Genomic DNA, 23,050 nt, shown 5'->3' on the forward strand with positions numbered 1-23,050 from the left:
GCTGAAATCCTGGGGCCGCTTTGCGGCCCTTTCGCGACGCAAGGCCGCTCCCACAACCGCAGATAACTCCAAAACTTGCTTAGACCAACTCCGCCCCCAAGGCACTCACCAGCTGCGCCAACTGCGGCGACTCCCCACGCAAGCGCACCGCCAACCCTTCAATCTCGCGCCGCGGCGGGTATTGCTTGCGCAACTGGTCGAACGCCGCACGCTGCTGCTGCGGGTCATCACTCAGGCTGCGACGGAAGTCGGCATCGTCGCGGCGTGGGTCGTACACGGCGCGGCACAGTGTCGCTAATGCCCAGGCCGGGTCAGTGCTGGCATCCAGCTCGATTTGCGCCAGCGGCGGCCGGGGCAGCAAGTCTGCCAGCTGCACCTGCTCGTCGACACCCAGGAACCGGCACAGCGCTTGGTAGATCTGCGCGGTGCCACGCTGGCGGCCGTCGAGGCTGTAGCCGGCAATGTGCGGCGAGGCCAGTGTGCACAGGTCGGCCAATTGCAGGTCGACCTGTGGCTCGCCCTCCCACACATCCAGCACCGCATGCACGTCTTCGCGGTCCAGCAGCAGCTCGCGCAAGGCAGCGTTGTCCACCACCGGGCCACGGCTGGCGTTGATCAACCAGGCACCCGGGCGCAACTGCGCAAGCTGCGCCTGGCCCAGCAGGTGCCAGGTCGGGTTCTCACCACCGCGCTGCAACGGGGTATGCAGGCTGATCACATCGCACTGTTGCACAATGGTTTCCAGGCTGACGTAGTTGCCGCCCTCGGCGGCCTGGCGTAGCGGATCGCACACCAGCACCTTCCAGCCCAGGCCGTGCAGCACCCGCACCAGGCGGCCACCCACTTCACCCGCGCCCACCACGCCATACACCCGCTCGGGCAGTGCCGCGCCATCCAGCTCGGCCAGGGTCAACAGGCTGCCCAGCACGTAGTCGACCACACCGCGGGCATTACAGCCCGGCGCACTGCTCCAGCGGATGCCCGTCTCGGCAAAGTAGTCCAGGTCCAGGTGATCGGTACCGATGGTGCAGGTGCCGACAAAGCGTACGCGGCTGCCTTCGAGCAACTGGCGGTCGACTTTGGTTACCGAGCGCACCAGCAGGATATCGGCGTCCTTGACGCTGGCGGCATCGAGACTTCGGCCGGGGTAACGGCGGATTTCACCGAAACCCTGGAAGAAGGCATCGAGCAGCGGGATGTTCTCGTCGGCAACTATCAGCATGGCGCTCTCCTGTCTGGGGAACGCAGTGTAGGCGCAACGCCGGGCGTGTTCCAGAGCGCTTCAGTCGGCTTTCTTGCGAATCCAGTACAGGAAGGTACCGGCGTCTTCTTGCTGCTGCAGCAGTTCGTGGCCGAGGAAGTTGCAGAATTTGGGGATGTCGCGGCGGGTCGACGGGTCGGTGGCGATAACCTTGAGCAGGCCGCCAGCGGCCAGGTCACGCACGTGCTGGTGCAGCATCATCACCGGTTCCGGGCAGTTCAGGCCGGTGGCATCGAGGATGGCGTCGGGGGTGAAATCGGTCATGGGGGGCTCCGAAAATGATCGCCATTGTCGCGCATAGCGCGACGCGGTCCAAGGGGGCTCAGACGCATGCCTTCATCTTTGTGTGTATCTCGAGATCGAGCGCCGCCCGCGCGGCGCATCGCGAGCTGCGCTCGCTCCTACGTTTGTTTCGGGCCAATCATTCCTGTGCCATTTGCGCGCGAACGCCTTGGCGTACGGCGCAATATCGCGTCGTACAAACAAGGCGGTCGCGCGCAGCTGTAACAAGCGTTACTGGCCAAAAACAAACGTAGGAGCGAGCGCAGCTCGCGATGCGCCGCGCGGGCGGCGCTCGGTCTCAATGCAAACAGCAAATGCAAGCTATCTACCGGAAACACTCAGCGCGGCTTCAGATCGAGCCGGCGCAGGTGGCAAGTCACTTCCTCGCGGTCGTGGTACAGCTGCTTGCAGGCAATCGATACCCTGATCTTGCGCGCCTTGAACGTCGCCTCCATGCGGTCGAGCAGCCGGCGTACTTCGGCATAGCGCTGCTTCATCGGCAGCTTCAGGTTGACCACTGCCTCGCGGCACAGTCCCTCGCCCAGCCAGGTTTCGATCAGCGAGGTGGTGCGCGCCGGTTTCTCGACGATGTCGCACACCATCCAGTCCACCGGCTGCTTCGGCTGCCAGGTAAAACCATCAGCCATCAGGTGCTGAACCAGGCCGGTGTCCATCAGGCTTTCGGCCATCGGGCCGTTGTCGATGGCGGTCACCAGCATGCCCCGGCGCACTAGCTGGTAAGTCCAGCCACCCGGCGAAGCGCCCAGATCAACGCCGGTCATGTCATCGCCCAGGCGCTGCTCCCATTGCTCGCGCGGGATGAACTGATGCCACGCTTCTTCCAGCTTGAGCGTCGAGCGGCTGGGTGCCTCGCGGGGGAATTTCAGGCGCGGAATGCCCATGGGCCACAGCGCACTGTTGTTGGCCGGGGCAACGCCGGCGAACACCCGCCGGCCGCTGATGAAGGTGAGCAGCAGGCGTGGGCGGCTGGCGTCGTCAACCAGGCGGCCGGCCTTCTCCAGCGCCTTGCGCAGCGGCACTTCGAACTTGCGGCAAAAGGTAGACAATTCCTTGCCTTCGTTACTGTCCAGCACTTCCAGCCACAGGCTGCCGAACACAGGCAAGTCGGCCAGCTCCGCCAGCAGCACACTGATGCGGTCAGTTTCCGGCAGTTCGACATAACCGCCCCGGGCCCACTGGCGCGGGAAAATCAGCTCGTTGAAACGCAGCGCCCCCATCAGCCGCTCGGCGCCGCCTTCTTCGGTACAGACAAACTCGGCGCTGGCACTGTGCGGCTTGCCTTTGGCATAGCCAGCAATACCCAGACGGGCGGCATGTTCGCTGATTTCGGCGCACACCTCGCCCTCGAAACCGGGCCGGCAATGCATGAACAGGGTATTCATCTCTCACTCCACTACGGCTGGCGCGCAACAGGCGCCGGCAGGGCGGCGATAATAAAGGAAGTTCGGAACCTGCGACACGCCCCGCCGGTCCAGAAAAGGGTCAGGGGCCGCAAACCGGTCTAACCTGACCACTCAGCCAGGTCCGTACCGTGCGGATCGAAACAGAGCGGTGACACCGGCAGACCTTGAGTATTTGCCGGGCACCGGCGCAGAAGGAGTTGGCAATGCCCTCGCTCGACAGCCTGAACACCCTCAACACCCTCCAGGTCGGCAACCAGACCTATCACTATTTCAGCCTTACCGAGGCCGCCCGCCAGTTGGGCGACCTGCAACGCCTGCCCATGTCGCTGAAGGTGCTGCTGGAAAACCTGCTGCGCTGGGAGGACGGCCACACCGTCACCGGCGATGACTTGCGCGCCATTGCCCAATGGTTAGGCGAGCGGCGCTCTGACCGCGAGATCCAATACCGCCCGGCGCGCGTGCTGATGCAGGACTTCACCGGCGTGCCGGCCGTGGTCGACCTGGCCGCCATGCGCGCAGCCATGGCCAAGGCCGGCGGCAACCCGCAGCGGATCAACCCCTTGTCACCGGTGGACCTGGTGATCGATCACTCGGTAATGGTCGACCATTACGGCACGCCGCAGGCCTTCGGCGAGAACGTGGATATCGAAATGCAGCGCAATGGCGAGCGCTATGCCTTCCTGCGCTGGGGCCAGAGCGCCTTCGACAACTTCCGCGTAGTGCCGCCGGGCACCGGCATCTGCCACCAGGTCAACCTGGAATACCTGGGCCGCACGGTGTGGACCCGTGAAGCCGATGGCCGCACCTACGCCTTCCCCGACACCCTGGTCGGTACCGACTCGCACACCACCATGATCAATGGCCTGGGCGTGCTCGGCTGGGGTGTCGGTGGCATCGAGGCAGAGGCGGCCATGCTCGGCCAACCCGTGTCGATGCTGATCCCCGAGGTGATCGGCTTCAAACTGACCGGCAAGCTGCGCGAGGGCATCACCGCCACCGACCTGGTGCTGACGGTAACGCAGATGCTGCGCAAGAAAGGTGTGGTGGGCAAGTTCGTCGAGTTCTATGGCGACGGCCTGGCCGAGCTGCCGCTGGCAGACCGTGCGACCATCGCCAACATGGCACCGGAGTATGGCGCCACCTGTGGCTTCTTCCCGGTTGACGAGGTGACCCTGGACTACCTGCGCCTGTCGGGCCGACCGGACGCGACTGTGCAACTGGTCGAGCAGTACTGCAAGGCCCAGGGCCTGTGGCGCCTACCGGGGCAGGAGCCGTTGTTCAGCGACAGCCTGGAACTGGACATGCACGAGGTCGAAGCAAGCCTGGCCGGGCCCAAGCGGCCGCAGGATCGCGTGGCGCTGGGCCAGGTCAGCCAGGCCTTTGACCATTTCATCGAACTGCAGCCCAAGCCGCTGGCCAAGGAAGTCGGCCGCCTGGAAAGCGAGGGCGGCGGCGGTGTAGCGGTGGGCAACGCCGACCAGGCTGGCGAGATCGACTACAGCCATGGAGGCCAGACTCACACCCTGCGCGATGGCGCCGTGGTGATTGCCGCGATCACCTCCTGCACCAACACTTCCAACCCCAGTGTGATGATGGCGGCCGGGCTGGTGGCGAAAAAGGCCCTGGAAAAAGGCTTGCAACGCAAACCCTGGGTCAAGAGCTCGCTGGCGCCGGGCTCCAAGGTCGTCACCGACTACTTCGAGGCAGCGGGGCTCACCCCTTACCTCGATCAACTGGGCTTCGACCTGGTCGGCTATGGCTGCACCACCTGCATCGGCAACTCCGGCCCGCTGGACGAAGCGATCGAGAAAGCCATCGGCAGCGCCGACCTCACCGTCGCCTCGGTGCTGTCGGGCAACCGCAACTTCGAAGGCCGCGTGCACCCGCTGGTAAAGACCAACTGGCTGGCTTCGCCACCGCTGGTAGTGGCTTACGCGCTGGCCGGCAGCGTGCGCCTGGACCTGACCCGCGACCCGCTGGGTACGGGCAACGACGGCCAACCGGTGTACCTGAAGGATATCTGGCCAAGCCAGCAGGAAATTGCTGCGGCCGTGGCCAAGGTCAATACCGCGATGTTCCACAAGGAATACGCCGAAGTGTTTACCGGCGATGCGCAGTGGCAGGCGATCGAGGTACCACAGGCTGCCACCTACGTGTGGCAGGCCGACTCTACCTATATCCAGCATCCGCCGTTCTTCGACGACATCGGCGGACCGCCGCCACACATTGCCGACATCCACGGTGCGCGGGTACTGGCGCTGTTGGGCGACTCGGTGACCACCGACCATATCTCCCCTGCCGGCAACATCAAGGCCGACAGCCCTGCCGGGCGCTATCTGCGCGAGAAGGGCGTGGAGCCACGCGATTTCAACTCCTACGGCTCGCGGCGTGGCAACCATGAAGTGATGATGCGCGGCACCTTCGCCAACATCCGTATCCGCAACGAAATGCTGGGCGGTGAGGAAGGCGGCAACACCTTGCACGTCCCCACTGGCGAGAAGATGTCGATCTACGACGCGGCCATGCGCTACCAGCAGGAAGGCACCCCGCTGGTGGTGATTGCCGGCCAGGAGTATGGCACCGGCTCGAGCCGCGACTGGGCGGCCAAGGGTACCAACCTGCTGGGCATCAAAGCGGTGCTGGCGGAGAGTTTCGAGCGCATTCACCGCTCCAACCTGGTGGGCATGGGCGTGCTGCCGCTGCAGTTCAAGGCCGGCCACGACCGCAAGCAACTGGTGCTGACCGGCAAGGAGCGGATCGACGTGCTGGGCTTGAGCGGTGCACAGATCCGCCCGGGCATGAGCCTGCCGTTGCGCATTACCCGCGAAGATGGGCAGCAGGAACAGATCGAGGTGCTGTGCCGGATCGATACCTTGAATGAGGTGGAGTACTTCAAGGCCGGCGGAATTCTGCACTACGTGTTGCGACAGATGATCGCCGGCTGAGGCTGGGGGGTTCGGCGGCAGATTTGCGGCGCTCTCGAGACCGAGCGCCGCCCGCGCGGCGCTCGATTTCACAGGCGCCAGAGCTCCAACGACGAACCAACCCCAGCCACATTAAATAATCATTCAATAAAACCCGTAGCTTGCCGATACCTGTCCAAAGCCCTGCGGACTATCACCCCATGCGTAACAACCAGCCGATTACCCAGAGAGAACGGACTTTCCCTGCCCAGCAGCGGTTGATCTCCACCACCAACGCCAAGGGCGTGATCACGTACTGCAACGATGCCTTCATCGAAATCAGTGGTTTCACCCGCGAAGAGTTGACCGGCGCGCCGCATAACCTGGTACGCCACCCCGACGTGCCGCCTGCCGTGTTTGCCCATATGTGGCAAACCCTGAAGCAGGGCCAGCCGTGGATGGGCATCGTCAAGAACCGCTGCAAGTCCGGCGACCACTACTGGGTCAACGCCTACGTCACACCGATTTACGACAACAACCAGATTGTCGGTTTCGAGTCGGTGCGGGTCAAGCCAACCGCTGAGCAGATTCGCCGCGCCGAAGCACTGTACCAGCGCATCAACCAGGGCAAGCCAGCTGTACCTCGCAGGGACAAGTGGCTGCCGGTGCTGCAGGACTGGTTGCCTTTCATCCTGATCAGCCAGGTGGGCTTCCTGATCGGCAACTGGCTGGGCCATTCCTGGGGCTTTGCCCTGGCTGCCGGGCTATCCGTACCCTTGGGCCTGCTGGGCTTGAGCTGGCAGCAGCGCGGCCTCAAGCGCCTGTTGCGTCTGGCCGAGCAGACCACCTCCGATCCGCTGATCGCGCAGATGTTTACCGACAGCCGTGGCGTACAGGCGCGTCTGGAAATGGCCATGCTCAGCCAGGACGCCCGCATGAAAACCTGCCTGACCCGCCTGCAGGACAGTGCCGAACACCTCAGCGACCAGGCGCGCCAGTCCGACGCCCTGGCGCACAAGAGTTCTTCGGGGCTGGAGCGCCAGCGGGTGGAGACCGAGCAGGTCGCCGCCGCCGTCAACCAGATGGCCGCCACCACACAGGAAGTGGCCAACCACGTTCAGCGCACCGCCGATGCCACCCAAGAAGCCAACCGCCTGACCAGCCAGGGCAGGCAGATTGCCGGGGAGACCCGCGAGGCCATTGAGCGCCTGTCGGCAGCGGTGGGCGAAACCGGTCAGACGGTCACCCAACTGGCCAAGGACAGCGACGAGATTGGTGGCGTGGTCGATGTGATCAAGGGCATTGCCGACCAGACCAACCTGCTGGCACTGAATGCGGCCATCGAAGCGGCGCGTGCCGGTGAAATGGGCCGTGGCTTTGCTGTGGTGGCCGACGAAGTGCGCCAGTTGGCCCAGCGCACTGCCGAATCCACCGGGCAGATCCACGGCCTGATTGCCAAGCTGCAACAAACCGCCAGCAACGCCGTGCTGACCATGGAAACCGGCCACCGCCAGGCGCAGGAAGGCGTCGACCGTGTGATGCAGGCTGACGAGGCACTGGTAGGGATCAGCGAAGCGGTGGCCAACATCACCGACATGGCCACCCAGATTGCCGCCGCTACCGAAGAGCAGACTGCAGTGGCCGACGAAATCAGCCGCAACATCAGCACCATTGCCGAACTGGCCGACCAGACCGCCGAACAGGCGCAGCATTCGGCACTGCTGAGCGAGGAGCTGACCAGCACGGCGGGTAGCCAGTATTCACTGGTGGAGCGGTTCAACCGCTGACGCTCGCGACCCGGCACTCCACCGCTCTGGATGGCACCGGCCCTGCCGGTGTTCGCGGCTAAAGCCGCTCCCACAGGAACCGAGTGACCTTGAAGCCTGCGCTCCCACAAGGACCGCGTATGCCTGCTTGCTGGATTACCAGTCCAGCCGCAGGCGGCTCTCGAAATAGCGCTCTTCGCCGCTCAACGGGTCCTCGAAACGCAAGCTCTGCGCCAGCAGTTTCAGCGGCCGCTGGTAGTCATCTGCAGCATCAAGCAGCTGCGGATAGAACGGGTCATTGCAGATTCCCGCCCCCAAGGCTGCCATGTGCACGCGCAACTGATGGGTCTTGCCGGTCACTGGCGACAGCCCATAGCGCCACAGCTCACCGTTCTTCTCCAGCACCTCGGCCAGGGTTTCGCTGTTGGCCTCCCCTTCCACTTCGTGCATACGGAAAAACGGCTCGCCATGCACCAGGCGGCTTTTGTGCACCAGTGGAAATGCATGCTGCGGCAAAGCCGCCGCAATGGCCTGGTAGCGCTTGTCGATGCGCCGTTCAGGGAAGAGCCGCTGGTAGGCGCTGCGGCTGTGCGGGTTGGCAGAAAACAGCACAAGCCCGGCGGTGTGCCGGTCAATGCGGTGCAGCGGCACCAGGTGCGGGTTATCCAGGCGACGGATCAGGCGGCGCAGCAAGGTCTGCTCGACGTATTCACCGGTTGGCGTCACCGGCAGGAAATGCGGTTTGTCTGCCACCACCAGGTGTTCATCCGCGTGCAGCACCACCTCCTGCACCGGGATCGGCCGCTCGTTCGGCACTTCGCGGAAGTAGTGCAAACGCATGCCACGCTTGTAGGGTAACCCGGCGGCAACCGCCCGGCCCTCGGCATCCAGCACCCTGCCACGGGCAAAACGGTCGAGCCACTGGGCGCGGTCGATGGCCTTGAAATGGTCGCACAGGCAATCAAGCACCGTCGCCCAGTTACCGGGGGGCAGGCACACCGTGCTGGCTTGCTGGCGGGCGGGGTCGAAGGGCGCGGTCATGGCAGGGCTCGAAACGTTCACGGCCGCGCATTATCGCCCAAGCCCACGCCCTCAACCAGCCTGGACTATCGCCTCGCTGCGTTCCTTCAGCCAGCGCAGCACCTGCACCGGTTCCCAACGGCCTGGGTCGTAAAGGGCATAGAGCAACCCTTGGTAACCCACCACATCCAGCCCGCGGTGGTAACCGGCACGCTGGAACAAGGCCTCGATTTCGGCGAAGCAGGTATTGAAGTGCACTTTACCGAACGGCGTGCGGTCGTCAGTCACCAGGCCTTCGAGGCGCAGTTCCAGAACGGCGTCAGCCACCCGATCCACGGGCATGCGGTTGACGCTGTACTTGAGTTGCTCGACGTTGAGCATGGCTTTACCTCGATACTGTATTTATATACAGCATACGAACATCCCCTTGCCGCCGTCAATGCGCTTCATTGCAGCCCCGCCAGGTAGCCACTGCCTTTGCGGATGGTCAAAACCTGCCGACGCGGCGTGCCCGGGGCCACCGACAGATGCACCCACCTGTCGAACTCCAGGATGAGTTGATCGAACGGCACCGCGCTTTCGCTGATCCTGCGCACGGTTTCCCGAGGGCTGACTTCAATTACCGTGAAGTCCGCCGCCAGGCCTTGTACATGCTGGCTGTTAGTGGCGCCGCCGATCAACCGGTTGACCTTCTCGCTGCGAAAACCGCTGCTGACGATGATCGGCGCGCCGAACAGTGCGCGCACCTGCTCCAGCGCACCGCACAGCAATTGCAGGTTGGCCCTGGCTTCAGGGGGCGGGGTGTTATCGAATCCGTCCCTGGCGGCGAGCTGGGAAACGGTCATTTCATCGAACGTGAAATGTGGGGTGATCAACATGGCGAACTATTCCGATGATGAGGGAGGTAACGGCGCCAGAGTGCGCCGGCACCTGATCATCAACTCGCGTCACAGATCATGGAGCAGGGTTGCGACTCCTCTGCGGCCTTCATTGCCCAAGGAACGCCACCACCTGTTCGGCATCGAACGGCCAGTGCAGCTCGGCGGCATTGTCGCAGCGTCGCAACACTGGAATGATCAGGCCGTAACGCTCGAACAAGGGCTCGCTCTCGGCAATGTCGACCAGCTCCACCAGCAGGCCATGATCGACGAAAGGCATCAGCACAGCTTCGGCCACTTCACACAGGTGGCAGCCGAGGGTGCCGAACAGTTGGCATTCAGGCAGCATGGGCAGGTCCCGGTTTGGCATGCAGAGAAACCTATTCTAGGTCTGTCGCGCCCGTCATGCACCTGACCTGGCTCAATCCTGGCTGGTGGCGCCGATACGGTGCAGCGACAAGTCCGCGCCCTGGAACTCCTGCTCATGGCTCAAGCGCAGCCCATGCAGCGCGCGGATTGCACCATAGACGGCAAAGCCGCCGACCAATGCCACCACAACGCCCATCAGGCTGCCCAGCAACTGGCTGATCAGGCTGACACCGCCCATGCCACCCAGTGCCGCTTGGCCAAAGACGCCGCAGGCTATGCCACCCCACACGCCGCACAGGCCATGCAGTGGCCACACGCCCAGCACGTCGTCGATCTTCCAGCGGTTTTGCGCTGCGGTGAAGGTCCAGACGAACAACGCGCCGGCCACCAGGCCGGTGGCCAGTGCGCCAATCGGGTGCATCAGGTCGGAGCCGGCGCAAATCGCCACCAGGCCGGCCAACGGCCCGTTGTGCAGAAAGCCTGGGTCGTTGCGCCCGGCCAGCAAGGCCGACAGGGTGCCACCGACCATGGCCATGAGCGAGTTGATCGCTACCAGCCCGCTCACCCCCTGCAACGTCTGGGCACTCATCACGTTGAAGCCGAACCAGCCGATGATCAGAATCCACGAGCCCAACGCCAGGAAGGGAATGCTCGACGGCGCAAACGCCACCAACCGGCCCTCGCGGTAGCGCCCACGGCGCGCGCCCAGTAGCAGCACCGCCGCAAGGGCCAGCCAGCCGCCCATGGCATGCACCACCACCGACCCTGCAAAATCGTGGAAAGGCGCGCCGAAACGGGCCTGCAACCAGGTTTGCAGACCCAGGTTGCCATTCCACACCACGCCCTCGAAGAACGGGTAGACAAACGCCACGATCAACGCCGTGGCACACAGTTGCGGCACAAAGCGCGCCCGCTCGGCGATGCCCCCGGAGATGATCGCCGGGATCGCCGCAGCGAACGTCAGCAGAAAGAAGCACTTGACCAGCGCATAGCCATGGTCGACCGCCAGCGCCGCTGCCGGCTGGAAGAAATTGACGCCATAGGCTATCCAGTAACCGATGAAGAAATACACCAGTGCCGAAATGGCAAAGTCGCTGAGGATCTTCGACAAGGCGTTGACCTGGTTCTTGTGGCGCACCGTGCCCACTTCGAGGAACGCGAAGCCGGCATGCATGGCCAGCACCAGAATGGCGCCCATGAGAATGAACAGGGTATTGGAACCGTGGACCAGGGAGTCCATCGCGCTGTGCATGTTTTCCATGAAATAGGCAGACCTGCTGAAAAAGGCACCAGGACAGTTCAAGAACCTGCATCCCTGCACCGAATCGGTGCCAGCCCCCTGCCCTGTTTCGGTGACCGGGTCGGAGCCTGCGTGGTTTTTTCTTGGGTTTGTCGAGGATTGGGTTAAGGTTTATCGGTACCCGCTGCGCTAGCGCCCTGAATCGGCGCAACAGCTGCCAGCGACGCCCCGCAACGTGGCAATGCCTTAGCAAGGCCCATACCAGCACCGGCACTTGAACCTTCCGCGCGTGCTATTACTCGAATTACCATCACTCATCGACAGGGAGAGGCCCATGGCCAGCAAATCGGCAAAGACTGCACAAGAGATTCTGATGGCTGACTTCCAGGCTTTGGTACGCGACACCGAGCGGCTGCTGGCCGACACTGCCAACCTGGCCGGCGACCAGGCCGACGAATTGCGCGAACAGATTCACGACCGCCTGACCCAGGCTCGCGAAACCCTGCAACTGACCCAGGACTCTGTCCGCGAACGCGGCCAAGCCGCGCTGGGCAGCGCCGAGCAGTACGTGCAGGAAAACCCGTGGCAGGCAATCGGCATCGCGGCCGGTGTCGGCCTGTTGATCGGCCTGCTGGCCAACCGGCGCTAAGGGGTTCCCATGGAGAATGACGCCAACGGCGCCAGCGCCTCGGGCAAGCGCCTGGGCGCCGCAGCGCTGGGGCTGCTGCACAGCCATATCGAACTGTTCGGCATCGAGTTGCAGGAGCAAAAGGGCCGCACCTTGAGCCTGCTGCTATTCGCAGGCCTGGCCTTGGTGTTTGCCCTGTTGCTGCTCACAGCCCTTTCCGGGTTGCTGCTGGTGCTGCTGTGGGACAGTTATCGCCTGGCCGGCATCATCGGCCTGTGCGTGTTCTATGGCCTTGCCGCGCTGTACTGCGGCTTGCGCCTGAAGGCTGCGGTGTTCGACGAATCGTCGCCCTTCGGGGCCACCCTCGACGAACTCGCCAAGGACCGGGAGCGCCTGTTGCCATGAGCCTGCCACAACTGCCAAACACCCGTAACCCGCGCGAACTGCGCAAAGCACTGCTGCGCCTGCGCATGGAGATGCACCGCCAGGAAATTCGCCATGAGTCCGGCCAACTGATGGAACCGCTGCGCCGCGTGCGCGGCATGGGCAGCTCGCTGCATGAAGGGCTGGGGATCAAGCATGCGCCTTTGTGGGGGATTGGCGCCGTGGTGGCGCTGGGTTTCCTCACCGGCAAGGGCGTGCGCAGCGGTAACCTGGCGCGGCTGGTGCGCCTGGGCAGCAGCCTGCTGCCGCTGGTGCGCCTGTACCTGCAAGGCAACCGCCGCCCCTGACCACTGCACGTTCCTTTGCAGGAGCGGCCTTGTGCTGCGAAGAGGCCGGCCCGGCGACACACGTGTATCGATCAAACGGGCCTCTTCGCAGCACAAGGCTGCTCCTACAGGATATGCTGCTTCCTTCGATCCACAGGAGAATGCGCCTTGGACTGGCACACCCTACTCACCCGTGAACGCCTGGGCAAAGCTCTCTACAGCGCCGATGAACTCGGGCGCAGCCCTTTCCACAAAGACCATGACCGCATCATCTTCTCCGGCGCCTTTCGCCGCCTCGGGCGCAAGACCCAGGTGCACCCGGTTACCAGCAACGACCATATCCACACGCGTCTCACCCACTCGCTGGAAGTCAGCTGCGTAGGTCGCTCGCTCGGCATGCGCGTCGGCGAAACCCTGCGCGACAACCTGCCCGACTGGTGCGCCCCCAGCGACCTGGGGATGATCGTGCAGTCAGCCTGCCTGGCCCACGACATCGGCAACCCGCCATTCGGCCACTCCGGCGAGGACGCCATTCGCCACTGGTTCCAGCAGGCCGCCGGGCGTGGGTGGCTGGATGACATGAGCGATGACGAGCGGGCTGATTTCCTGAATTTCGAGGGCAATGCCCAAGGCTTTCGCGTACTCACCCAGCTGGAGTACCACCAGTTCGACGGCGGTACGCGGCTGACCTACGCCACCCTCGGCACTTACCTAAAGTACCCCTGGAGCGCGCGCCACGCCGACGCCCTGGGCTACAAGAAGCACAAGTTCGGCAGCTACCAGAGCGAACTGCCCCTGCTTGAGCAGATCGCCCGCAAGCTCGGCATGCCGCAACTGGAAGAGCAACGCTGGGCGCGCCACCCACTGGTGTACCTGATGGAGGCCGCCGATGACATCTGCTATGCGCTGATCGACCTGGAAGACGGCCTGGAAATGGAGTTGCTGGAATACGCCGAAGTCGAAACGCTGCTGCTTGACCTGGTCGGCGAAGATCTGCCAGAAACTTACCGCCAGCTCGGCCCACGCGATTCCCGCCGGCGCAAGCTGGCGATTCTGCGTGGCAAGGCTATCGAGCACCTGACCAACGCCGCCGCCCATGCGTTCGTCGAGCAGCAGCAGGCATTGCTGGCCGGGCACCTGGCAGGCGACCTGGTCGAGCACATGCACGGGCCGGCCAAGCGCTGCGTGCTGCAGGCCAAGGACATGGCGCGCAACAAGATCTTCCAGGACAAGCGCAAGACCCTGCATGAAATCGGCGCCTACACCACCCTGGAGATTCTGCTCAACACCTTTTGTGGCGCAGCGCTCGAACAGCACGGCGGGCGCACCCCCTCGTTCAAGAGCCGCCGGGTGCTGGACCTGATCGGCAACAATGCCCCGGACCCGCATGCCTCGCTGCACAGCGCGTTCCTGCGCATGATCGACTTCATCGCCGGGATGACCGACAGCTATGCCAGCGAAATGGCCCGCGAAATGACCGGGCGCTCCAGCCCCACCTGAATCACGCCGGTGCAGCCACGGCCCCTCAGCCGGTGCCGCACCGCGTATTGCAGGAAACTTCCTACATATACTGGCAGCAAGTTAAACAGTACGAATAAAAGCCCATGAAAAGTTACCAAAGACGCTTTGACATTGGGTCAAACACAAAAAAATCGTAGCCCGTTTTGTTTTATCTTGTAAGCCATTTCCCATAAGGAGCGAATCGCCCTCCCTCGCATGCCCGATGACTTCCAACTGCGATAAGGTGCCGGCTGTCCCCCTCAATCGCCCGCAGGGAAGTTGAACATGCATTCCATATTTATTGTCGACGATCATCCGGTCATCCGCCTGGCCGTCCGTATGTTGCTGGAAAACCAGAATTACAAGATCGTCGGCGAGTCGGACAATGGCGTGGACGCCATGCAGATGATTCGCGAAGCCGCTCCCGACCTGGTCATCCTCGACATCAGCATACCCAAGCTAGATGGGCTGGAGGTGCTTTCCCGCTTCCAGGCCATGGCCCTGCCATTGAAGGTTCTGGTATTGACCGCGCAGTCTCCCGCTTTGTTTGCAGTGCGTTGCATGCACTCCGGCGCCGCGGGCTATGTGTGCAAGCAGGAAGACCTGAGCGAACTGCTCAGTGCAATCAAGGCGGTACTGGCCGGCTACAACTATTTCCCCAGCCAGGCAATAAAGCATAACCAGGCAACCGATACCGAGCTGCAACTTTTCCGCCAGGTAAATGACCGCGAACTGATGGTACTGCAACTCTTCGCCCAAGGCCGCAGCAACAAGGAAATTGCCAAGGGCATGTTCCTCAGCAGCAAGACTGTCAGCACCTACAAGAAGCGCCTCATGCACAAACTTCAGGTCAGTACACTGGTTGACCTGATCGAAATAGCCAAACGCAACGCGCTGGTCTGAGGGTGGTCATGCCGCACCCAATTGCTCGCCTGCTGCTCGCCCTGCTCCTGTTCAGCGGTGTAGCGCAAGCCACCCATCAAGAGGCCTCGTCCTATACGTTACTGGCTCGGTCATCGGCCAAGCCGACCCAACCCATGCTCACGGCCGAACAACTGCAATGGCTCGAAGGCCGTCAGGAACTGGTACTGGGCACGTCAGCGCCGGACTACCCGCCGTTCGACATCACCAGTGGCGGCCGCGACTACCAGGGCCTCACCGCCGAGTACGCGAGCCTGATCGGCACAGCCCTGCAGTTACCCGTGCGGGTGCTGCGTTTCCCCAGCCGGCAGGCGGCAGTGGAGGCGCTCAGGCATGGTGATATCGACCTGCTTGGCAGCGCCAATGGCTACGAAGCGGCCAGCGACGGCCTGGCGCTGTCGCAACCGTATGCCGTTGACCAGCCGGTGCTGGTAACACGCGAAGACGAAAGCCGGGCGCTCGACATGGACCTGGCCGGCCTGCGCCTGGGCATGCTTTACCATTACCTGCCCAAGCAGGAGGTACGCAGCACCTACCCCATGGCCGAGCTGCTGGCCTTTGGCTCCTCCAGCCAGGCCTTGAACGCCGTGGCGTTCGGGCAGGCCGACGTATACATCGGCGATACCATCTCCACCCACTATCTGCTTAACCGCGGCCACCTGCCGCGTCTGCGCATGGCCAATTTCGGCAAGCACGAGGCCATCGGTTTCGGCTTTGCCTTGCGCCGGCAGGACACGCTGCTGCTGGAGGTGGTGAACGCCACACTGGACAGCCAGCCTCCCGCGCTGCGCGCCAGCATCTTCAAACGCTGGAGCGCCGGCAGCGATCTGCTGCTGACCGAGCGCAAGCTGCAACTGACCGATGCCGAAGAACAATGGCTGCAAGATCATCCGGTGATGCGCGTAACGATCGATGATACGGCTGCGCCACTATCGTATTTCGATGGCTCGGGACATTTTCGCGGCATCACCGCCGACCTGCTGGAGTTCATCAGCCTGCGCACCGGCTTGCGTTTTGAAGTGCAGCGTACCAGCGGCATCGCCGACATGCTCGCCCGCCTCAAGGATGGCCGCGCAGATGTGATTGCCGCACTGGCCACGGGCGCGGTGACCGACGACGACCTGCAAGTCAGTAGGCCCTACCTGGAGAGCGCCTTCGTCCTTGTAGGCCGCAAGGACGACAAGGCCCTGAGCACCCTGGAGCAGTTGCAGGGGCATCGCGTGGCCATTCCCCGCTACAGCGCCATGAACGCGAAGCTATCGCGGCACTATCCGACAATCGGCTGGGTCGAGACCGAAAGTGCGTTCTATTCCATGGCATTGCTCAACAGCGGGGCGGTGGACGCAGTGATCACCACGTTGCTCGACGCCAACCATGCCTTGGCCAGCAACCCCGGACTGGTCATCCGCACAACGGTCGGCAGCGAGCCCGCCAACTTCGCCATGGCCACCAGCACCCCGTCACAGGCGATGATGTCGATCCTCGACAAGGCGTTGCTGAGCATTTCGCCAGAAGAGCTGGGGGTAATCAACAACCGCTGGCGCGGCTTCGGGCAGCACGACGATGGCAGCGGCAAGGACTACAGCCAGCTTGCACTGCAGGTGGTGCTGGGCATGGTCGCGCTGCTGTTGCTGGCCTTGCTCTGGAACGCCCGCCTGCGCCTGCAGATCCGCCAGCGCCAACGCGCCGAACGAGCACTGAACGACCAACTGGCGTTCATGCGCGCCCTGCTCAACGGCACCCCCCACCCCATGTACGTACGTGACCGCGAGGCCTGCCTGCAAAGCTGCAATTACAGCTATCTGGAAGCCGTGCAGGCCCGCTCCGACGAAGTCATCGGCAAACAGCTGGACGGCAGCCTGTTTGCCGACGAAGAGCAAACCCGGCAGATCCAGGCCGACTACCTGAAAGTCATGGCCGCAGGCTCGCCGTTGATCATGGACCGGCCACTGCGGATCAAGGGCCGCGAAATGACCATCTATCACTGGATACTGCCGTACCGCGACTCGCTGGGAGAGGTGCAGGGCATCATCGGCGGCTGGATCGACATCAGCGAGCGCCGCCAGTTGGTCATGGAACTGCGTCAGGCCAAGCAGCAGGCCGACGATGCCAACCGCGCCAAGAGCACCTTCCTGGCCACCATCAGCCATGAAATCCGCACCCCGATGAATGCCGTCATCGGCATGCTCGAACTGGCAGTCAAGCGCGCCGACCAGGGCCGGGTAGACCGCAGCGCACTGCAGCTGGCCCACCATTCAGCCAAGGACCTGCTGGGCCTGATCGGCGATATTCTCGACATCGCGCGCATCGAGTCTGGCCACTTGTCCCTGGCCCCGGAGGCCGTCGACCTTGCAGCACTGGTCGAATCGGTAGGGCGTATTTTCGAGGGGCAGGCGCGCCAGAAAGGCCTTGCTCTGGAGGTAAGGATTGCACCCGCCGCACGCTGCCACGCACTGCTCGATCCCCTGCGTTTCAAACAGGTGTTGTCCAACCTGGTGAGCAATGCCATCAAGTTCACCGAGCATGGCCAGGTCCGTATTGGAGTCAGTCTGCAGGATGACGGCAACACCACGCCCGCAGTGCTGGAACTGGAAGTGCGCGACAGTGGCATCGGCATCCATGCCGACGACCTGCAACGCCTGTTCAATCCGTTCATCCAGGCCAACCCGCACAGCCAGGGCGCCCGTGCCGGTACCGGCCTGGGCCTGGCCATCTGCCGCAGCCTGTGCGAAATGATGGGCGGCAGCCTGACCATCAAGAGCCTGGAAGATGTTGGCACCCAGGTGCGCCTGAAGATGCCGCTGCAGCGGATTGACGCCGCCCCACCCCCAGCGCCGCTCATCGAGCACCTCGATGTGCCTGACCCGCGGCTGAACGTACTGGTGATCGACGACCACCCGGCCAATCTGCAACTGATAGCGCAGCAGCTCGGCTACCTGGGCCTGCCGCACGCCAGCGCCCGCGATGGCCGCGAAGGCCTGGCGGCCTGGCGCGCAGGCGACTTCGATGTGCTGGTGCTCGACTGCAACATGCCGCATATGAACGGATACCAACTGGCGACCGCCGTCCGTGCCGAAGAACGCCATGGCAAGCGGCTGCGCTGCACCATTCTCGGCTATACCGCCAACGCGCAGCCAGAGGTGCGCCGCCGGTGCCTGAGCGCCGGTATGGACGACTGCCTGCTCAAGCCGATCAGCCTGGGCACCCTCAGCCAGCACCTGGCGAGCATTCGTCCACGCCGCCAGCAAAAGCCCCGGCGCAAGCTTTACCATCTGGACGGCCTGGCTGCAGTGGTCGGCCATGACCCCGCCGACCGCCAGCGCTTCCTGCTGGCCTTGCAGCAAAGCCTGCAGGCCGACCTGGCCAGCTTGATGGCGCTGCATCCGGAGCATGACAGCGACGCCATTGCCGAGCAGGCCCACAAGGTGCTGAGTGCAGCCCGCATGCTGGAAGCCCCCGACCTGATGCAGGCCTGCGAGGCGCTGGAGGCCCGCAGCCTGCCCACGCACCAGTTGCGCCTGCGGCGCCAGGCACTGGCGCGGCACATGTGCCGTGTAGAACGGGCTCTGGCCAAGGAGCTGGCCACCGGCGCATGCACTCAGGCAGGCAGCCAGACGTGTTAACTGGTAGACTGCGCGGCGTTATTACCTAAGAGGATTGTTTCATGGCCACAAACCGCTCCCGTCGTCTGCGCAAAAAGCTGTGTGTCGACGAGTTTCAGGAATTGGGCTTCGAGCTGAACCTGGAATTCAAGGAAGATCTGGATGACCAGGCAATCGATGCTTTCCTCGATGCGTTCCTGGAAGAAGCGATGGACGCCAACGGCCTGGACTATGTAGGCGGTGACGATTACGGCCTGGTGTGCTCGGTCAAACGCGGCTCGGCCAGCGAAGAACAGCGCGCTGCCGTTGAAACCTGGCTGAAGGGCCGTAGCGAACTGACCAAGATCGAAGTCAGCCCGCTGCTGGACGCCTGGTACCCGGAAAAGCCGATCAACAAGGCTGAGTGATACCTGCCTGGCTTGATCGCTGAAAAGGCTGCCCTTGCGGGTGGCCTTTTTTATTGGCGGTGCTTTTCCGTCGAACGTGGCGCATCGTCGCTACGCTTGGGGCATAATGCGTACTCTTTCGTCGTGGGGCCATCATCTCTTACAGCCCCAATGCCCTTTTCCCTCGCCGCAGGGTATTTATCCATTATGATCAAAACGCTTCGTCCCTTCATTCTTGCAAGCCTGCTGTTGCCACTCGCATTGCCCAGCCAGGCCGCCGCCGTCAATACCACCCTGCCCGCCAAAGTGCAGCAGGCGCTCAAGGCCAACAAGCTGCAGGACACAGCCCTGTCGCTGGTAATGCTGCCGCTGGACGGCCCCGGCACGCCGACCGTGTTCAATGCCGATGTTTCGGTAAACCCGGCCTCGACCATGAAACTGGTCACTACCTACGCTGCCCTCGAACTGCTTGGCCCCACCTTCCAGTGGAAAACCGAGTTCTATACCGATGGCACCCTGAGCAACGGCGTGCTCAATGGCAACCTGTACCTCAAAGGGGGCGGCGACCCGAAGCTGAACATGGAAAAGCTGTGGCTGCTGATGCGTGACCTGCGCGCCAATGGCGTGCGCACCATCACCGGTGACCTGGTGCTGGACCGCAGCCACTTCGTGCAACCCAACCTGCCGCAGTTCAATGATGACGGCGGCGATGAAAACAAGCCGTTCCTGGTCAAGCCCGATTCGCTGCTGGTCAACCTCAAGGCCCTGCGCTTCGTGGCCCGCAACGATGGGGGCAAAGTCACCGTCGCGGTCGAGCCACCGATTGCCAGCATCCGTATCGACAACCAGGTCAAGGCGGTGGCTTCGAAGCAGTGCACTGGCGATGTGCGCTACAACCCGGTCCCCCAGGCCGATGGCATCAGCGTAACCGTCAGTGGCCAGCTGGGCGACGGCTGCAACTCGCAGACCTACCTGTCGCTGCTCGATCACGCAACCTACGCCGCCGGTGCAGTGCGCGCGATCTGGAACGAGCTGGGCGGCAGCATCCAGGGTGGCGACCGCATCGAGAACGTGCCCAAGAGTGCCCGCCTGCTGGCCCGCGCCTTCTCGCCAGACCTGGTGGAAGTGATCCGCGACATCAACAAATACAGCAACAACACCATGGCCCAGCAGCTGTTCCTGAGCCTTGGCGCGCAGTTCCGCACCGATGCCGATGGCGACGATGCCCGCGCCGCCCAGCGCGTAGTGCGCCAATGGCTGGCGAAAAAGGGCATTACCGCGCCGCACCTGGTGATGGAGAACGGCTCTGGCTTGTCGCGTGCGGAGCGGGTCAGCACCCGGGAAATGGCCCAGATGCTGCAGGCTGCCTGGAAGAGCCCCTACGCTGCCGAGTTCATGAGTTCGATGCCTCTGGTAGGCATGGACGGCACCATGCGCAAGCGCCTGAAGCGCACCGCCATGACCGGTGAGGGGCACATCAAGACCGGCACGCTGAACACCGTGCGGGCGATTGCCGGCTTCAGCCGCGACAGCAACGGCCATACCTGGGCGGTGGCAGCGATTCTCAACGACCCGAAACCGTGGGGTGCCTCGCAGGTGCTCGACCAGGTGCTGCTCGACCTGTATCGCCAGCCGAAGCTGGCCGGCAGCACCGCGGCCAACTGATTGGCCAGCCAGTACCGACAACTGGCACCTATCAGGCGGATTCCCCTTCCACCCGGTCCCGCCCGGCCTGCTTGGCTGTATAGACACCCGCATCAGCCCGCAACAGCAAAGCATCGGCGCCCTCCCCCGGCCGCCAGCCCGCCACTCCAAAACTTGCGGTCACCTGGCCCACGCCGTCCACCGGCACCGTGCGCACCCCTTGCCATAACTCAAGCGCCAGCAGCCGCGCCTGCTCGGCATCGCTGCCCGGGCACAACACCATGAATTCTTCCCCACCCAGCCGGCAGAACACATCAGTACGCCGCAAGCGCTGGCCAATACGCTGGCACAAGCTGCGCAACACCCGGTCGCCCATGGCATGGCCGAAGCGGTCGTTGATGCATTTGAAGTGATCGATGTCGAGCATGATCACGGCCAACGCCAGGCCGTCGCGCTGGGCGCGCTCCAGTTCGACTTTGAGCCGGTCCTGGAAGTAGCGGCGGTTATGGATGCCGGTCAGCGAGTCGGTGACCGACAACGCGCGCAATTCCTCCTCCACACCCTTGAGGTCGGAGATATCCGTCAGGTAGCCATGCCACAGGGTGCAGCCTTGCTCCCCCACCTCTGGCGTCGCTTCGCCACGGACCCAGCGCAGGCCGGCACGCGGTAGGCACACCCGGTATTCCTCGCGCCACGGCGCCAGGTGCTCGGCCGAGTAACGCACCGAGCGGCGCACGCGGTCCAGGTCATCGGGGTGGATGCGCTCGAACACCAGCGTGGCATCCTCGCGCAATTGCTGCAGGTCCACTTCGTAGATGTCGTACAGGCCTTGGCTGGCATAGGGAAAGCACGAATGGCCGCTGGCATCCAGGCGATACTGGTAAATGCCCCCCGGCACCTCGGCACTGAGCTTTTCCAGCAGCCGGTCGCGCGCCGCCAGCGCCTCGTGTACCCGACGCCGCTCGGTGACATCAATGCAGATGGCCAGGTAGCCCACCCACAAACCCTGTTCATCCAGCATGGCGGTAACCAGCATGTTGGCCACCAACTGGCTGCCATCGGCGCGCAACAAGGTCCATTCTCCAGGTTCGGCGCCATGCGTTTGCACCGTTTCGGCGAACATGGCCTGGCCACCGGCAATCGGGCGACCATAGCGCAGGCTCAGGGCATGGCCGCGCTGGCTCAGTTCCTCGGGCAGCACCAGATTCTCAAGGCGCAACTGGCCGATCGCCTCGCTGGCCGGGTAGCCGAACATACGCTCTGCGCCGGCATTGAAGGTACTGACCACACCCTTGAGGTTGGTAGCGATAATTGCCACCTGGGTCGCCGCATCCAGCACGCTGCGCAGCTGGTTGTGGGTGCCGCGCAGCGACTGCTCGCTGACCCGCAGTTCGGCGGTGCGCTGCTCGACCAGGGCCAAGGCGCGTTGGCGCTGGCTGAACAGGCTGTAGAGCAAGGCACTGAGCAGCAGGCTCAACAACCCACCCAGCAGGACCACCGCCAGCACTGCCGACGAACGATTGGCCTGCACGAACGCCAGGCTCGGCAGGATGCTCAACTGGAAGTGGTGATCGGCCAGGTGCAACTGCTGATTGCTGGCCAGCGACAAGGGGGCGACCTGGTTCAGCGAATCGAACATCACTTCCGGCCCCTGCAACCCGGACGGATCAACGATGCGCACCACCAGGTTGTCATCCGCCGCCACTGGCCGCCCATCACTGACCAGCTCGCGCATGCTCAGCAAGGCCGTCACATAACCTACTGCTGCGCCATGCGGATTAGCGTCGGAAAACACCGGCGCCACCAGCAGCAAGCCACGCGCGTACGATGGGATCTCGTACATGGCCAGGGGTTCGGACACCGCCATGCTGCCAGGCCCGAGTGCCCGTGCCAGGGCAGCCTGGGATGCAGCCTGGCCGGCAAGGTCCAGCCCATAGGGCAACCCTGGCATTTCACCAGATTGGGTATACAGCACAGGGAAGTAATGGTCGCGCAGCGGCGCAGGGCGCCATTGGCCTTGTGCGTCCTGGTCACGGATCACATAGCCCGGGCCTGAATGCTCACTGGCATGGCGCTCGAACTCGGTGCGTTGCGCGGCTTCGACACGCGGCGCCCAAGCGTAGGCCAGGGTGCGCTGCAGCAATGGCCGGGCGTAACCGTCAAATTCGAGCGGGGTGACTTCGTTGGAAAAGCTAAAGAACCGCCGCAGGCCGTCCAGGCGCTGCTGCTGTTCATCAAAACGCTCGGCAATGCGGCTGAAGCGCTCGCTGGCCAGCAACTCGAAACGCTGGCGCAACTGCTGCTTGTAGAACGTCTGCGCGGCAAGCGCCAAGGCGGCCGTCAACAGGCCGCCCGCCACCAAAGCCACCAGCGCCACCGCCCAGGCGGACACCGCTTCTGTGCACAGGCCAAATAACCGCGCACGCACGCCACACTTTGACATACACCCATCTCGTCACGTCAGCGTCCTGCGGATTATCTCGCCCTCCTCACATTTATAGCTATTGGCCATTAGC

19 protein-coding genes are annotated in these 23,050 nt (G+C 63.5%); 10 read left to right on the forward strand and 9 right to left on the reverse strand.

Annotation, left to right across the window (positions count from 1 at the left end; genetic code table 11):
* Nucleotides 1-79: 79 nt before the first annotated feature.
* The 3 genes from pdxB to rlmM all read right to left on the reverse strand — a co-directional run bounded on the left by pdxB (nucleotide 80) and on the right by rlmM (nucleotide 2,946).
* Nucleotides 80-1,222: a 4-phosphoerythronate dehydrogenase PdxB gene (pdxB, locus tag ACN6NG_RS21190; protein ID WP_197899410.1), complete on the reverse strand. Its 1,143-nt coding sequence runs from the start codon at nucleotides 1,220-1,222 to the stop codon at nucleotides 80-82.
* Between the two features lie 60 nt (nucleotides 1,223-1,282).
* Nucleotides 1,283-1,525 carry a sulfurtransferase TusA gene (tusA, locus tag ACN6NG_RS21195; RefSeq protein WP_016500764.1) on the reverse strand — a complete coding sequence of 81 codons (243 nt, stop codon included), beginning with the start codon at nucleotides 1,523-1,525 and terminating at the stop codon, nucleotides 1,283-1,285.
* 356 nt (nucleotides 1,526-1,881) lie between these two features.
* Nucleotides 1,882-2,946 (reverse strand): 23S rRNA (cytidine(2498)-2'-O)-methyltransferase RlmM, encoded by a 1,065-nt coding sequence (gene rlmM / locus ACN6NG_RS21200; protein ID WP_016500765.1) that lies wholly within the window; start codon nucleotides 2,944-2,946, stop codon nucleotides 1,882-1,884.
* A 224-nt stretch (nucleotides 2,947-3,170) separates the two neighbouring features.
* On the opposite strand from rlmM, the gene acnA reads away from it, so the two are divergent.
* Both acnA and ACN6NG_RS21210 read left to right on the forward strand, forming a co-directional pair.
* The gene (gene acnA / locus ACN6NG_RS21205) at nucleotides 3,171-5,912 is read left to right on the forward strand and encodes an aconitate hydratase AcnA (protein WP_474316048.1); all 2,742 of its coding nucleotides are present in this window, start codon (nucleotides 3,171-3,173) and stop codon (nucleotides 5,910-5,912) included.
* Between the two features lie 179 nt (nucleotides 5,913-6,091).
* A complete protein-coding gene (locus tag ACN6NG_RS21210) occupies nucleotides 6,092-7,657 on the forward strand; it encodes a methyl-accepting chemotaxis protein (protein WP_474316051.1) in 1,566 nt (521 codons plus the stop codon).
* 135 nt (nucleotides 7,658-7,792) lie between these two features.
* Here the strand turns inward: ACN6NG_RS21210 and ACN6NG_RS21215 are convergent, their stop codons facing one another.
* The 5 genes from ACN6NG_RS21215 to ACN6NG_RS21235 all read right to left on the reverse strand — a co-directional run bounded on the left by ACN6NG_RS21215 (nucleotide 7,793) and on the right by ACN6NG_RS21235 (nucleotide 11,164).
* Entirely contained in the window at nucleotides 7,793-8,677 is an 885-nt protein-coding gene (locus tag ACN6NG_RS21215) for a pseudouridine synthase (protein ID WP_049272875.1), read from the reverse strand.
* 51 nt (nucleotides 8,678-8,728) lie between these two features.
* Nucleotides 8,729-9,037, reverse strand: coding sequence for a hypothetical protein (locus ACN6NG_RS21220; RefSeq protein ID WP_016485613.1), 309 nt, complete (start codon nucleotides 9,035-9,037; stop codon nucleotides 8,729-8,731).
* A 65-nt stretch (nucleotides 9,038-9,102) separates the two neighbouring features.
* Nucleotides 9,103-9,534, reverse strand: a complete 432-nt coding sequence (locus tag ACN6NG_RS21225) for a D-Ala-D-Ala carboxypeptidase family metallohydrolase (protein ID WP_474316055.1) — start codon at nucleotides 9,532-9,534, stop codon at nucleotides 9,103-9,105.
* 109 nt (nucleotides 9,535-9,643) lie between these two features.
* Entirely contained in the window at nucleotides 9,644-9,883 is a 240-nt protein-coding gene (locus tag ACN6NG_RS21230; protein WP_019473185.1) for a glutaredoxin family protein, read from the reverse strand.
* Between the two features lie 72 nt (nucleotides 9,884-9,955).
* Nucleotides 9,956-11,164, reverse strand: coding sequence for an ammonium transporter (locus ACN6NG_RS21235; protein ID WP_049272881.1), 1,209 nt, complete (start codon nucleotides 11,162-11,164; stop codon nucleotides 9,956-9,958).
* 313 nt (nucleotides 11,165-11,477) lie between these two features.
* On the opposite strand from ACN6NG_RS21235, the gene ACN6NG_RS21240 reads away from it, so the two are divergent.
* The 8 genes from ACN6NG_RS21240 to dacB all read left to right on the forward strand — a co-directional run bounded on the left by ACN6NG_RS21240 (nucleotide 11,478) and on the right by dacB (nucleotide 20,555).
* Nucleotides 11,478-11,792: an ElaB/YgaM/YqjD family protein gene (locus tag ACN6NG_RS21240; RefSeq protein ID WP_016500773.1), complete on the forward strand. Its 315-nt coding sequence runs from the start codon at nucleotides 11,478-11,480 to the stop codon at nucleotides 11,790-11,792.
* A 9-nt stretch (nucleotides 11,793-11,801) separates the two neighbouring features.
* On the forward strand, nucleotides 11,802-12,176 hold the full coding sequence (locus ACN6NG_RS21245; RefSeq protein ID WP_016500774.1) for a phage holin family protein: 375 nt from the start codon (nucleotides 11,802-11,804) through the stop codon (nucleotides 12,174-12,176).
* The gene (locus ACN6NG_RS21250; RefSeq protein WP_016500775.1) at nucleotides 12,173-12,502 is read left to right on the forward strand and encodes a hypothetical protein; all 330 of its coding nucleotides are present in this window, start codon (nucleotides 12,173-12,175) and stop codon (nucleotides 12,500-12,502) included. The genes ACN6NG_RS21245 and ACN6NG_RS21250 overlap by 4 nt, the downstream gene beginning before the upstream one ends.
* Nucleotides 12,503-12,649: 147 nt before the next feature.
* Nucleotides 12,650-13,981, forward strand: a complete 1,332-nt coding sequence (locus ACN6NG_RS21255; RefSeq protein WP_016500776.1) for a deoxyguanosinetriphosphate triphosphohydrolase — start codon at nucleotides 12,650-12,652, stop codon at nucleotides 13,979-13,981.
* 285 nt (nucleotides 13,982-14,266) lie between these two features.
* Entirely contained in the window at nucleotides 14,267-14,884 is a 618-nt protein-coding gene (locus ACN6NG_RS21260; RefSeq protein ID WP_063425147.1) for a response regulator transcription factor, read from the forward strand.
* A gap of 8 nt (nucleotides 14,885-14,892) precedes the next feature.
* Nucleotides 14,893-18,525: an ATP-binding protein gene (locus ACN6NG_RS21265; RefSeq protein WP_063425145.1), complete on the forward strand. Its 3,633-nt coding sequence runs from the start codon at nucleotides 14,893-14,895 to the stop codon at nucleotides 18,523-18,525.
* A 41-nt stretch (nucleotides 18,526-18,566) separates the two neighbouring features.
* Nucleotides 18,567-18,911, forward strand: coding sequence for a YggL 50S ribosome-binding family protein (locus ACN6NG_RS21270; RefSeq protein ID WP_016500779.1), 345 nt, complete (start codon nucleotides 18,567-18,569; stop codon nucleotides 18,909-18,911).
* A gap of 186 nt (nucleotides 18,912-19,097) precedes the next feature.
* Complete coding sequence (gene dacB, locus ACN6NG_RS21275) at nucleotides 19,098-20,555, forward strand: D-alanyl-D-alanine carboxypeptidase/D-alanyl-D-alanine endopeptidase (RefSeq protein WP_016500780.1); 1,458 nt, start codon at nucleotides 19,098-19,100, stop codon at nucleotides 20,553-20,555.
* A 31-nt stretch (nucleotides 20,556-20,586) separates the two neighbouring features.
* Here dacB and ACN6NG_RS21280 read toward each other — a convergent pair whose 3' ends face one another.
* A complete protein-coding gene (locus ACN6NG_RS21280) occupies nucleotides 20,587-22,977 on the reverse strand; it encodes a sensor domain-containing diguanylate cyclase (protein ID WP_474316062.1) in 2,391 nt (796 codons plus the stop codon).
* Nucleotides 22,978-23,050: the final 73 nt, after the last annotated feature.

Source organism: Pseudomonas sp. TSO6, from assembly GCF_056098905.1.